We start from the raw sequence: 12,240 nt of genomic DNA on the forward strand, positions 1-12,240 counted from the left end.
CTGTGGACAGACGCGACCGGTCAGCCGCGCGCGTCCTGCGCGGCGCGCTGCACCTGCTCGAGCCAGGCCCGACGCGCGTCGAGCGCGGCCTGCGCCTCGTCGATGCGGCGCTGGTCCTTGGCGGCCTTCGCCTTCTCCAGGTCGGCCTCGAGGCCCGCGATCGCCTGCTCGAGCTGCGCGGCCGCGCCCTCGGCACGGGCGCGCGTCTCAGGGTTGGACCGCGTCCACTGCTTCTGCTCCGCCTCGCGGATCGCGGTCTCGACCGCCCGCAGCCGTCCCTCGACGCGCTGGATGTCGGCACGCGGCACCTTGCCCGCGGCCTCCCAGCGGTCCTGGATGCCGCGGATCGCCGCCTTCGCCGCGCCGAGGTCCGTCACGGGGAGCAGTGCCTCGGCCTCGACGAGGATGGCCTCCTTGACCTCGAGGTTCGCCCGGAACTCCGCGTCGGTCGCCGCGTTCTGCGCGTCACGGGCCGCGAAGAACGCGTCCTGCGCCGCGCGGAACCGCGCCCACAGCGCGTCGTCGTCGGCACGGCTCGCGCGGCCCGCGCTCTTCCACTGCGTCATGAGGTCGCGGAAGGCACCCGCGGTCGCGCCCCAGTCGGTGCTCGACTGCAGCCGCTCGGCCTCGTCGACGAGGCGCTCCTTGGCGGCCTTCGCCTGCGCGTTCGACTGCTCGAGCTGCGCGAAGAAGTGCCGACGCTCACGGTCGAACGTGGTGCGCGCGTGGCTGAACCGCTTCCACAGCGCCTCCTCGGTCGGCCGGTCCAGCCTCGGGCCGGAACGCTGCGCGTCCTTCCACTGGTCGAGGAGCGCCCGCAGCTGCTCACCCGCGGGGCGCCACTGGATGCGGCCGGGGTCGGTGGCGGCGATCCGCTCGGCCTGCTCGACGATCGCCGTGCGGGCCTCCACCGCCGCCGCGCGGGCGGCCTGGCGCTCGGCCTCGGCCTGGGCGCGGCGCTCGGCGGCGACGCCGCGCAACGCGTCGAGACGCGCGCGCAGCCCGTCGAGGTCGCCCACCGCGGCCGGCTCGGCGGTCTCCTCCGTGAGCTTGGCGAGCGTCTGGTCGATCTCCTTGACCGACAGGTCCGTCGCCCCCAGGCGCGCCTCGAACAGCGCGACCTTCGCCTGCAGGTCGAGGAATCGGCGCACGTACAGCGCGAGCGCCTCCTGCGCCGTCGCGCCCGGGAACTGGCCCACGACGCGCTCACCCGACGCCTCGCGCACCGTCACGGTGCCCTCCGCGTCGACCGAGCCGAACGTCGCGGCGTGCGCGGCCTCGGCGGCATCGACCGGAGGCACCGGTGCGACGGCCGGGCCGGCCGCCGCGGGGGCGGCGGGCGTCGCGACCGGGGGCCGGGGGAGCGGACGGGCGCTGGGCTTGACCGAGGCCGGCGTGGGCCGCGGCGTCGGAGCCGGAGCGGCGCCGGCCTCCGGAGCGGCGGTCTCGTCGGCTGCGGGCTCGACAGGGGTGTCGTCGGTGGGCGCCGCCTCGGTGACGGGTGCCTCGTCGGATGCCGCCTCGTCGGCCGGCGCGTCGACGACCTCGGCGGGCTCGGGCGTCGCGTCCACGTGCGTCTCGGCTTCGGGAGCGTCCTGCTGCGGCGTCTCGACCTGCTCGGCGGCGGCGTCGGCCGTGCTCGGGGCCGACTGGTCCGGGGTCTGCGTCACTGGATCTTCACTCCCTTGATGATGACGTCGGACACGGGAGAGCCGTCGGTCGACCCGTCCGCAGTGCCCGCGTCGGCGATGGCCGTGACGACGTCCAGACCGGACGTCACCTTGCCGAACACGGTGTAGCCACCCGCCCCGTCGGACGGGATCCTGCTGTCGTCGTAGACGATGAAGAACTGCGAGCCCATCGAGCTGCCGTTGCCGCTCTGCCGCGCCATGGCGATGGTGCCCGCGGGGTACTGCTCGTCGGCGGGGGCGTTCTCGACCGGACCCCACGAGTACCCGGGTCCGCCCATGCCGGTGCCCTCGGGGTCGCCGCACTGCAGGACGTAGATGCCGTCCGTGGTGAGGCGGTGGCACTTCGTGCCGTCGAAGAACCCGTCCTGCGCGAGCGTCACGAAGTTGGCGACCGCCTGGGGTGCCGCGGCGCCGTCGAGGCTGATGCCGAGCGCGCCCTGGCCGAGCGTGATCTCGCCGGTCCACGTGCGGTCCTCGGCGAGCGCCGGGGCGGGGACGAGGTCGGAGTTCGTCGGCTCGCCGGTCGGTGCGCCCGCGGTGGCCGGCGAGACCGGATCGGTCGGCGACCCGGCGGTGTCGTCGGACCCACCGGCGACGACCGCGGCGACGACGCCGATCACGACGACCAGGGCCCCCACGACCGCCCCCGCGACGATGCGCTGGCGGCGCTGGCGCGCCTTGGCCTCGGCCTGCCGTGCCTGCCACTTCTCGAACCGGCGGCGCTCGTACTCGCGCTCGCGCTTGTTGGACACCCGCTTGTTGGACACCCGCACTCCTCGCGTGACTGTCGATGCACCGTACGAGCGGACGTCTCCCGCACCGTCGCACAGTGGAACCCCGGACAGTCTAGGCAGGTGACAGGGGTGTGCGATCCGCACGCCGCGCGCTGGGACGGCGTCCGGGTGACACGCGGTGGTCCCGGCGCCCGCGGCGCGCGTCGCCCGGCCGTCCGCGGGGCGTCTAGCCTGCCTCTCGTGGAGCTCCTGACGGTCCTGTCCCCGGTGTTCGGTGCCCGCACGAGCGTGCTCGTCGCGGACGACGGTGCGTGCGTCGTCGTGGACGCGGGTGCGCTCGTCGCCGACGCGGTCACGTCGCTCGTCGAGGAGCGGGGCCTCGCCCCGCAGGGTGTGCTCGTCACCCACGGCCACGCGGACCATGTGTGGGACGCCGGACCGCTCGCACGGCGGCTCGGCGTCGCCGTGCACGTCCACGCGCGCGACGCCTACCGGCTCGCGGACCCGTTCGGCACGCTCGGCGTGCTCGGGGGAGCGTCGCACGACCCGGCCGGCCCGCTCGCGCAGGCCCTGGCCGCGGTCGGGGCCGACCCGGCGGCGTTCGAGCGTCCGGACGACCTGCGGACGTTCGGCACGCCGCACGGTGCGGCCCCCGACGACGCGGGGGAGCGCGACCAGGACGTGCGGCTCGAGCTCGGGTCGATCGCCGTCGTGGCCCGGCACGCGCCCGGCCACACCGAGGGCTCCACGCTCTACCTCGTCGACGGCCTCGCGTTCACGGGCGACGTGCTGTTCGCGGGGACCGTCGGGCGCACCGACCTGCCGGGCGGCGACCCGGCGGTCATGACCCGCACGCTGCGGGACGTCGTCGCGCGCCTCGACCCGGCGACGCAGGTCGTGCCGGGGCACGGCCCGACGAGCGAGATGCGTCGGGAGCTGGCGACCAACCCGTTCCTCGCGGCGCGCTGACCGCACCGCGCCGAGCGGGTGCGCGCGTCTGGGAGGATCGGGGCATGGCGCGACCGACACCCCTGTCCGGATTCCCCGAGTGGCTGCCCGAGGGGCGCATCGTGGAGCAGCACGTGCTCGACGTCCTGCGGCGCACGTTCGAGCTGCACGGGTTCGCGGGCATCGAGACGCGGGCGGTCGAGCCGCTCGACCAGCTGCTGCGCAAGGGCGAGACGTCCAAGGAGGTGTACGTGCTGCGCCGGCTCCAGGAGGAGCCCGACGCGGCGCCGGAGCGCGCGGGCCAGCTCGGCCTGCACTTCGACCTCACCGTGCCGTTCGCGCGGTACGTGCTGGAGAACGCCGGCCACCTGGCGTTCCCGTTCCGCCGCTACCAGATCCAGAAGGTGTGGCGCGGCGAGCGGCCGCAGGACGGCCGGTTCCGCGAGTTCGTGCAGGCCGACATCGACGTCGTCGGCGCGGGGTCGCTGCCGTACCACTACGAGGTGGAGCTCCCGCTCGTGATGGCGGAGGCGCTCACCGCGCTGCGGGAGATCGGGCTGCCGCCCGTGCGCATCCTCGTGAACAACCGCAAGGTCGCCGAGGGGTTCTACCGCGGGATCGGTCTGACGGACGTCGAGGGCGTCCTGCGCAGCATCGACAAGCTCGACAAGATCGGCGCGGACGCGGTGGCCGGGCTGCTGGTCGCGGAGACGGGTGCCGGCGAGGACCAGGCGCGTGCGTGCCTGAGGCTCGCCGGGATCAGCGGGACCGACGAGGACGTCGTCGACCGGGTGCGCGAGCTCGCCGTCGAGGTGGGCGCGCAGCACGAGTTGCTCGACGAGGGTCTGGGCGAGCTCGGGCAGCTGGTGCGCGCGGCACAGGACCGAGCCCCCGGCGTCGTCGTCGCCGACCTGAAGATCGCGCGCGGGCTCGACTACTACACGGGCTCCGTCTACGAGACGGTGCTCGTCGGGCACGAGCAGCTCGGTTCGATCTGCTCGGGGGGCCGCTACGACACGCTCGCGTCCGACGGGGCGACGACGTACCCGGGTGTCGGCCTGTCGATCGGCGTCTCGCGGCTGGTGTCGCGCCTGCTGGGGGCCGGTCTCGTGCGCGCCACGCGTGCGGTGCCGTCCGCGGTGCTCGTCGCGGTCGCCACAGAGGAGGACCGGCACCGGTCGGACGCGGTCGCCTCCGCGCTGCGCGAGCGGGGCATCCCAGTCGAGGTCGCGCCGTCGGCTGCGAAGTTCGGCAAGCAGATCCGCCACGCGGACCGCCGGGGGATCCCCTTCGTGTGGTTCCCCGGGCCCGCCGAAGCGGGAGGGACCGCGGACGAGGTCAAGGACATCCGCTCGGGCGAGCAGGTGCCGGCGGACGCCGCGACGTGGTCGCCGCCCGCGGAGGACCTGCTCCCGCGCGTGGTCGCCGCGTCGGCGCAGGACTGAGCGCCCCCGCACCGGCCGTCGCCCGCCCGTGACCGACCGGACGTGACCGTCTGGTCTTGATCGGCATGCGTACGTGTGTTCGAATCGATGCGTGCGGTGGGACGGTCAGAAGCTCGAGCACGACGCCGACGTGCTCCCCGGGCTGGAGCTCGCGGGACTCGTGCGGACGGTCCGCACGCCCGAGTTCGCGGGCGTCACGTTCCACGAGATCCACGCGCGGACGGCGCTGTCGCACGTGCCCGCCGCGTCGCAGGTCCCGTTCCGGTGGACCGTGAACCCGATGCGCGGCTGCCTGCACCGGTGCGTGTACTGCTTCGCGCGGGGCACCCACCGGTACCTGGACCTCGACGCGGGCGAGGACTTCGACACGCAGATCGTCGTCAAGACGAACGTGGCCGACGTCCTGCACGCCGAGCTCCAGCGGCCCTCGTGGACCCGCGAGCACGTCGCGCTGGGCACCAACACCGACCCGTACCAGCGGGCCGAGGGTCGCTACCGCCTCATGCCGGGCGTCATTGACGCGCTGGTCGGTTCGGGTACGCCGTTCTCGATCCTCACGAAGGGCACGCTCCTGCGCCGTGACCTGCCCCTGCTCGCGGACGCGGACGTCCCCGTGTCGCTCGCGGTGTCCGTCGCGGTCCTGGACGACGAGCTGCAGCAGCGACTCGAGCCCGGCACGCCGACCGCGCGCGCCCGGCTCGACCTCGTGCGCGCGATCCGCGACGCGGGGCTGCCCGTGCACGTCATGGTCGCCCCGGTGCTGCCGTGGCTCACGGACTCGACCGACCACCTCGACCGCATCTTCGCGCAGGTCGCGCAGGCCGGTGCGCAGCGCGCGACCGTCCTGCCGCTGCACCTGCGGCCCGGCGCGCGCGAGTGGTTCACCGCGTGGCTCGAGCGCGAGCGTCCCGACCTCGTCGCGGCGTACCGGCGGGTGTACGGGGACGGGTCGTACGCGCACCGGGAGTACCGGCAGTGGCTCGCGCGGCGGGTGGCCCCCCTGCTGGCCCGCCACGGACTCGACCGTCCCGACGGTCAGGCCGCAGGCGGTCCCCGCTGGAGGCGTCGCGAGGCGCTCGCGCACGACGCCGCCGCCCAGGTGCAGCCCAGCCTGTTCTGACCGCACGAGCCGCGGGTGCCGGCCGCGAATATCCAGGCGGGCCGGGGCGTCGCGCGCAACTATGATCGTCGGGGCCCCCCAGGGGGCCGCAGACCCCGATCCCTGAACCGAAGGACCTTCCGTGCTGCGCACCCACACCGCCGGCTCGCTGCGGGCCGAGCACATCGGCTCCACCGTCACCCTCACGGGCTGGGTGGACCGCCGGCGCGATCACGGCGGCGTCGCCTTCGTGGACCTGCGGGACGCGTCGGGCATCGCCCAGGTCGTGATCCGGGACGAGGCCGTGGCGCACGGTCTGCGCTCGGAGTACGTCCTGCAGGTCACGGGTGAGGTCGGCCGTCGGCCCGAGGGGAACGAGAACGCGAACCTCGCGACGGGTGAGGTCGAGGTCGTCGCGACCGAGGTCGTCGTCCTCAACGAGTCCGCGCCGCTGCCGTTCCAGGTCTCGTCGTCGCTCGACGAGCAGGTGGGCGAGGAGGCGCGGCTCAAGCACCGCTACCTCGACCTGCGTCGCCCCGCTCCCGCGCGCGCCCTGCGCCTGCGCGCCCAGGCCAACCGTGCCGCTCGCGCCGTGCTCGACGCGCACGAGTTCGTCGAGATCGAGACGCCCACGCTCACGCGCTCGACCCCCGAGGGTGCACGTGACTTCCTGGTGCCCGCGCGCCTGTCGCCCGGCAGCTGGTACGCGCTGCCGCAGTCGCCGCAGCTGTTCAAGCAGCTCCTCATGGTCGCCGGCATGGAGCGCTACTACCAGATCGCCCGCTGCTACCGCGACGAGGACTTCCGCGCCGACCGGCAGCCCGAGTTCACGCAGCTCGACGTCGAGATGAGCTTCGTCGAGCAGGACGACGTGATCGCGCTGGCCGAGGAGGTGCTGGTCGCGCTGTGGCGCCTGGTCGACGTCGAGATCCCGACGCCGATCCGCCGGATGACGTTCGCCGAGGCGATGGAGAAGTACGGGACCGACAAGCCGGACCTGCGCTTCGGTCTCGAGCTCACCGAGCTCACGGAGTACTTCCGCGACACCCCGTTCCGGGTGTTCCAGGCGCCGTACGTGGGCGCCGTCGTCCAGCCGGGTGGTGCCGCGACGCCGCGCCGCGGGTTCGACGCGTGGCAGGAGTGGGCCAAGCAGCGCGGCGCCAAGGGCCTCGCGTACGTGACGGTCGGCGAGAACGGCGAGCTCGGCGGGCCGGTCGCCAAGAACATCACCGACGACGAGCGCGCCGGGCTCGCGGCGGCCACGGGGGCGCAGCCCGGTGACGCGATCTTCTTCGCGGCGGGCAAGCAGTCCGAGGCCCGCGCGCTGCTCGGTGCCGCGCGGCTCGAGATCGGCCGCCGCGGCGGGCTGATCGACGAGTCGCAGTGGTCGTTCGTGTGGGTCGTCGACGCGCCGCTGTTCAAGCCCACGGGCGAGGACGACGACGTCGCGGTCGGCGGGGGCGCCTGGACCGCGGTGCACCACGCGTTCACGTCGCCCACGCCCGAGTGGATCGACACGTTCGAGCAGGACCCGGGCCAGGCACTCGCGTACGCGTACGACATCGTCTGCAACGGCAACGAGATCGGCGGCGGGTCGATCCGTATCCACCGCCGCGACGTGCAGCAGCGCGTCTTCGAGGTCATGGGCATCGGCCCGGACGAGGCGCAGGAGAAGTTCGGCTTCCTGCTCGACGCGTTCCAGTTCGGCGCCCCGCCGCACGGCGGGATCGCGTTCGGCTGGGACCGCATCGTCGCGCTGCTCACCGCCTCGGAGTCGATCCGCGAGGTCATCGCGTTCCCGAAGTCGGGTGGCGGCTACGACCCGCTGACGCAGGCGCCTGCGCCCATCACGCCCGAGCAGCGCCGTGAGGCGGGCGTCGACGCGAAGCCGAAGGCGGCCGCCCAGGTGGCCGAGCCGTCCGCCTGAGCCGCGCGCCCTGGACGACGGGGCCCGGTCCGTCGACGACGGCCGGGCCCCGTCGTCGTCGTGGTGACCGTCCGGCGCCCTCCAGCGCCCCGTGCAGCCTCCTCACCACCGGGTCGGGGGCGGCCCGGCGTCGTCGGAGAACGAGGCGTGCCGGGTGGGTGGCTCGACCGCGGGTACGGTCGGTGGCGGCGGTCGGCGTGCAGCACGCAGCGCGCGGCGGGTGCTCCACCAGCAGGCGGCGGCGAGTGCTGGTGTCGACAGCAGCGCGGTGAACCACGAGAGCGCGTCGCCCGACTCGGGGCTGGACGCACCCGACACGACGTAGCGCACGTAGGCCATGAGGACGACGAACCCGGCGACGGGGACGCGGCCGTCCACGCGACGATCGCCGTCGGCGAGCCTGCGCGCGGTGGTCGTGACGACGTCCCGGCGCTCGGGTCGGTGACCGGCATCGTCGTCCCGCTCTCAGTGCGTGATCGCCAGGCGCGCGTGCACGCGCCTGGCCCACCGCGGTGCCCACCAGTTGGCCTCGCCGAGCACCGTCATCGTCGCGGGGACGAGCACGAGCCGGACGACCGTCGCGTCGATGAGGACCGCGACGGCGAGCGCGAAGCCGACCTCCTTGATGACGAGCAGCTGCCCCGCCATGAAGCCGGCGAACACCAGGATGATGATCGCCGCGGCGGACGTGATGATCCGGCCGGAGCGCTGCAGGCCGAGTCGCACGGCGTCGTCGGTCGAGCGGCCCTGGTCGTGCAGCTCCTTGATGCGGGAGATCAGGAAGACCTCGTAGTCCATCGCGAGCCCGAAGCCGAACGCGAGGACGAGCGCGAGCACGTACGTCTCGATGCCGCCGGTCGAGATGAAGCCCAGCAGGTCGTCGAGATGGCCGTCCTGGAACGCCCACACGAGGACGCCCACGGACGCCGCGAGCGAGAGCGCGTTGGTCAGCAGGGCCTTGACGGGGAGCACGAAGGACCCGGTCATGAGGAACAGCAGCAGCAGGGTCGCGACGACGACGATGAGCACGGCGAGCGGGGCGTCCTCCTGGAGCGCCGCGACGAAGTCGATCTGGAACGCGGCCTGGCCCGTCACCCAGGTGGGGAACCCCGGGTCGAGCGACCGGATCTCGGTGACGACGTCGCGCGCGACGCTCCCGCCGGCGTCGGCGGAGTCCGGGCGGACGCCGATCACGACGTATGGACCCGACGCGGTGGGCGGGTCGACCGACGCGACACCGTCGAGGGCGGCGAGCTCCTGCGCCCAGGTGTCGCCGGCCTCGAGAGACGTCTCGGCGACGACCGTGACCGCGGGTGACGCCGCGGCGGGGTACTCGCGGGCCAGCGTCTCGACGAACTGCCGCTGCGTGCTCGCGGGCGGCAGGAGGCCCGTGGTCGAGCTGCGCAGCTCGAGGTGGGTGAGCGGCAGCGCGAGGACGAGCAGGACGAGCACGGCGCCGCCGAGGAACCGCCACGGGTGGCGCTGCACGCGCTCGGCGAGCCGCGAGAACGCGCCCTCCTCGCTCGCGGTGTCCACGGTGCGGGCGAGGACCGCGCGCACGCCGGGGACGCGGGACAGCAGCCCCCGGCGCAGGAGACGTCGGCCGGTGAGCGTCAGGAGCGCGGGGACGAGCGTGAGCGCGGTGGCGACCGCGATGAGCACGACGGCCACGCCACCGGCGCCGATGGCCCGCAGGATGTCGGGGCTGAACACCAGGAGCGCGCTGATGGCGATCGCGACGGTCACGGCGGAGAACGCGACCGTGCGCCCGGCGGTCGCCATCGTGCGCTCGACGGCGGCCGCGACGGCGCCGTCGCCGCGGCGACGCCGTGCTGCCCGTCCGCCGTCGTCGTCGACGAGGCGGTGCAGCTCCTCGCGGAAGCGCGACACGATCAGGAGCCCGTAGTCGATCGAGAGGCCGAGACCGAGCACGGTGACGACGTTGACGACCGACGAGTCGACGTCCATGACGTGGCTGAGGCCGAGCACGGCGGCGAGCCCGCCCGCGATCGAGGCGAGCGCGCCGGCCATCGGCATCGCGGCGGCGAGGAAGCCGCCGAAGACCAGCACCATGACGACGAGCGCGAGCGGCAGCGTCACGGCCTCACCGGTGCGCAGGTCCTGGCGGACCTGCGAGGTGATCTCCTGCACGATCAGCCGTGACCCGCCGACGACGCCGGTGGCGTCGGGTGCGACCTCGCGCAGGTCGTCCGGCACCCGGTCCAGCCGACGGACCACCGCGTCGAGCGCGGCGTCGCGTTCCGTCGGCCGCAGCGCGGGGTCGAGGTCCACGACGACGAGGAACCCGTCGCCCGACCGCGCGAGCAGCGGCGCGGCCGCAGGGTTCTCGACCCCGCCGGGCAGCGCGACCGGGTCGATCACGGACTCGACACCGGGGATCGCCCCGAGGTCGCGGCGTGGGGCCTCGAGCGCGGCGCCGAGCCCCGTATCGGTGGGGTCCACCCCCGAGACCACGAGCGTGACGGACGTCCCGCCGTCCTGCGACGCGTAGAGCAGGTCGCGCCCCTGGACGCTCTCGGAGCGCGGGACGGTGGGCTCTCCGGTGCTCACGCGGTCGAACACGGACTCGCCCTGGACACCGACGACCGCGAACGCGTAGCCGAGCGCGGCGAGGACGAGCCACACGACGACGACGGTGCGGGGACGGTGCGCGACGAGGCGGCCGAGTCGGGCGAACACGGCGCCATGGTCGCAGGTCCTGGGACGGGCGCGCACACCAGCGCGCCGCGCTGTGGACGAGGGGGTGCCGGCGCGCGACCCCGAGCGTCGGCCGGCGGACCCGCCCGGACGCGTGGGCGCCGCGACGTACGCTGCGCGCATGGACCTGTTCGACGCGGTCAGCTCGACGGCCGCCGGCGTCCCCGCGCCGTCGGCGGGGGCTCCCCTCGCCGTGCGGATGCGCCCGCGCTCGCTCGAGGAGGTCGCCGGCCAGTCGCACCTGCTCGTCCCCGGGTCGCCGCTGCGCCGGCTGGTGGAGCCCGCGGGGGACTCGGAGCGCCGGGCCGCGCCGTCGTCCGTCGTACTGTGGGGCCCTCCGGGCACGGGCAAGACGACGCTCGCGTACCTGGTCGCCGCGACGTCGGGCCGCCGGTTCGTCGAGCTGTCCGCGGTGACGGCGGGCGTGAAGGACGTGCGGCAGGTCGTGGACGACGCGCGGCGCCGGCTCGCCGCGGGCGGGGACGAGACGGTCCTGTTCATCGACGAGGTGCACCGGTTCACCAAGGCCCAGCAGGACGCGCTGCTGCCGAGCGTCGAGAACCGGTGGGTCACCCTCGTCGCGGCGACCACGGAGAACCCGTCGTTCTCCGTGAACTCGCCGTTGCTGTCGCGCTCCCTGCTGCTCACCCTCCAGCCGCTGGGGGTCGAGGACGTGCGGGCGCTCGTGCGGCGGGCGGTGGCCGACGAGCGTGGTCTCGCCGGGAGCGTCGAGCTCGCCGAGGAGGCCGAGGAGCACCTGCTGCGGTTGGCGGGCGGCGACGCGCGCAAGGCGCTGACGATCCTCGAGGCCGCCGCGGGCGCGGCGCTGAGCGACGACGAGCGCGTCCCCGCCACCGACCCGGACACCGCTGGTCAGCCGGTCCCCGTGCCGGTCGACCTGGCGACCGTCGAGCGCGCGATCGACGTCGCGGCGGTGCGCTACGACCGGGACGGCGACCAGCACTACGACGTCATCAGCGCGTTCATCAAGTCGATGCGCGGCTCGGACGTGGACGCCTCGCTGCACTACCTCGCGCGGATGATCGCCGCGGGGGAGGACCCGCGGTTCATCGCGCGGCGCATCGTCATCGCGGCCGCCGAGGACGTCGGCATGGCGGACCCGAGCGCGCTGCAGACCGCGGTCGCCGCGGCGCAGGCCGTGCAGCTCATCGGCATGCCCGAGGCGCGGATCGTGCTCGCCGAGGCGGTCGTGCACCTCGCGACGGCGCCGAAGTCCAACGCGGCGTACGTGGGAGTGGACCGTGCGCTGGCGGACGTGCGGGCGGGGCGCCTCGGTTCCGTGCCGACGCACCTGCGCGACGCGCACTACCCGGGTGCGAAGCAGCACGGTCACGGTCAGGGGTACGTGTACGCGCACGACGAGCCGCACGGCGTGGCCGCGCAGCAGTACCTGCCCGACGAGCTCGTCGGCTCCCGGTACTACGAGCCGACCGACCGCGGGTACGAGCGCCAGGTCGCGGACCGCCTCGACCGGATCCGCCAGATCCTCGGGCCGTGACGCACCTCCCAGGGGCGGATTCGTCGTGGCGTGCTCCCGCCGGGTAAGGTTGACCGGTCATGTGCGTCGCCGTGCCTTCGGCGGGCGTCGTGCAGGACCACCCTGGGGCCTTAGCCAGGACGCCGCGGCGGCAGCAGAGCGCGGTCGCGTCCCTCGAAG

9 protein-coding genes are annotated in these 12,240 nt (G+C 74.4%); 5 read left to right on the top strand and 4 right to left on the bottom strand.

Annotation, left to right across the window (positions count from 1 at the left end; all coding sequences use genetic code 11):
• Window positions 1–20: 20 nt before the first annotated feature.
• Window positions 21–1,670: a DUF349 domain-containing protein gene (locus ACT17Q_RS07790; RefSeq protein ID WP_094180105.1), complete on the bottom strand. Its 1,650-nt coding sequence runs from the start codon at window positions 1,668–1,670 to the stop codon at window positions 21–23.
• The gene (locus ACT17Q_RS07795) at window positions 1,667–2,458 is read right to left on the bottom strand and encodes a peptidylprolyl isomerase (protein ID WP_444665294.1); all 792 of its coding nucleotides are present in this window, start codon (window positions 2,456–2,458) and stop codon (window positions 1,667–1,669) included. Before ACT17Q_RS07795 ends, ACT17Q_RS07790 begins: the two co-directional genes overlap by 4 nt.
• Window positions 2,459–2,665: 207 nt before the next feature.
• On the opposite strand from ACT17Q_RS07795, the gene ACT17Q_RS07800 reads away from it, so the two are divergent.
• The 4 genes from ACT17Q_RS07800 (at window position 2,666) to aspS (ending at window position 7,844) form a co-directional block, all read left to right on the top strand.
• The gene (locus tag ACT17Q_RS07800) at window positions 2,666–3,394 is read left to right on the top strand and encodes an MBL fold metallo-hydrolase (RefSeq protein WP_444665295.1); all 729 of its coding nucleotides are present in this window, start codon (window positions 2,666–2,668) and stop codon (window positions 3,392–3,394) included.
• A 44-nt stretch (window positions 3,395–3,438) separates the two neighbouring features.
• Entirely contained in the window at window positions 3,439–4,818 is a 1,380-nt protein-coding gene (hisS, locus tag ACT17Q_RS07805; protein WP_444665296.1) for a histidine--tRNA ligase, read from the top strand.
• Window positions 4,819–4,909: 91 nt separating this feature from the next.
• Window positions 4,910–5,938, top strand: coding sequence for an Rv2578c family radical SAM protein (locus tag ACT17Q_RS07810; RefSeq protein WP_444665297.1), 1,029 nt, complete (start codon window positions 4,910–4,912; stop codon window positions 5,936–5,938).
• A 121-nt stretch (window positions 5,939–6,059) separates the two neighbouring features.
• Window positions 6,060–7,844, top strand: coding sequence for an aspartate--tRNA ligase (gene aspS, locus ACT17Q_RS07815; RefSeq protein WP_444665298.1), 1,785 nt, complete (start codon window positions 6,060–6,062; stop codon window positions 7,842–7,844).
• 102 nt (window positions 7,845–7,946) lie between these two features.
• Here aspS and ACT17Q_RS07820 read toward each other — a convergent pair whose 3' ends face one another.
• Window positions 7,947–8,222 (bottom strand): hypothetical protein, encoded by a 276-nt coding sequence (locus tag ACT17Q_RS07820; RefSeq protein ID WP_444665299.1) that lies wholly within the window; start codon window positions 8,220–8,222, stop codon window positions 7,947–7,949.
• Window positions 8,223–8,309: 87 nt separating this feature from the next.
• Window positions 8,310–10,544, bottom strand: a complete 2,235-nt coding sequence (locus ACT17Q_RS07825; RefSeq protein WP_268534267.1) for an MMPL family transporter — start codon at window positions 10,542–10,544, stop codon at window positions 8,310–8,312.
• 139 nt (window positions 10,545–10,683) lie between these two features.
• Between ACT17Q_RS07825 and ACT17Q_RS07830 the strand changes: the two genes are divergently transcribed.
• Window positions 10,684–12,081 (top strand): replication-associated recombination protein A, encoded by a 1,398-nt coding sequence (locus ACT17Q_RS07830; RefSeq protein ID WP_444665300.1) that lies wholly within the window; start codon window positions 10,684–10,686, stop codon window positions 12,079–12,081.
• Window positions 12,082–12,240: the final 159 nt, after the last annotated feature.

This window comes from Cellulomonas sp. CW35 (assembly GCF_052378485.1).
Taxonomy (GTDB): domain Bacteria; phylum Actinomycetota; class Actinomycetes; order Actinomycetales; family Cellulomonadaceae; genus Cellulomonas; species Cellulomonas uda.

What these genes read in the sequence shown, in the direction of transcription:
- ACT17Q_RS07830 (WP_444665300.1), top strand. Translation starts at nt 10,684, where the DNA reads ATGGACCTGTTCGACGCGGTCAGCTCGACGGCCGCCGGCGTCCCCGCG.
- hisS (WP_444665296.1), top strand. Translation starts at nt 3,439, where the DNA reads ATGGCGCGACCGACACCCCTGTCCGGATTCCCCGAGTGGCTGCCCGAG.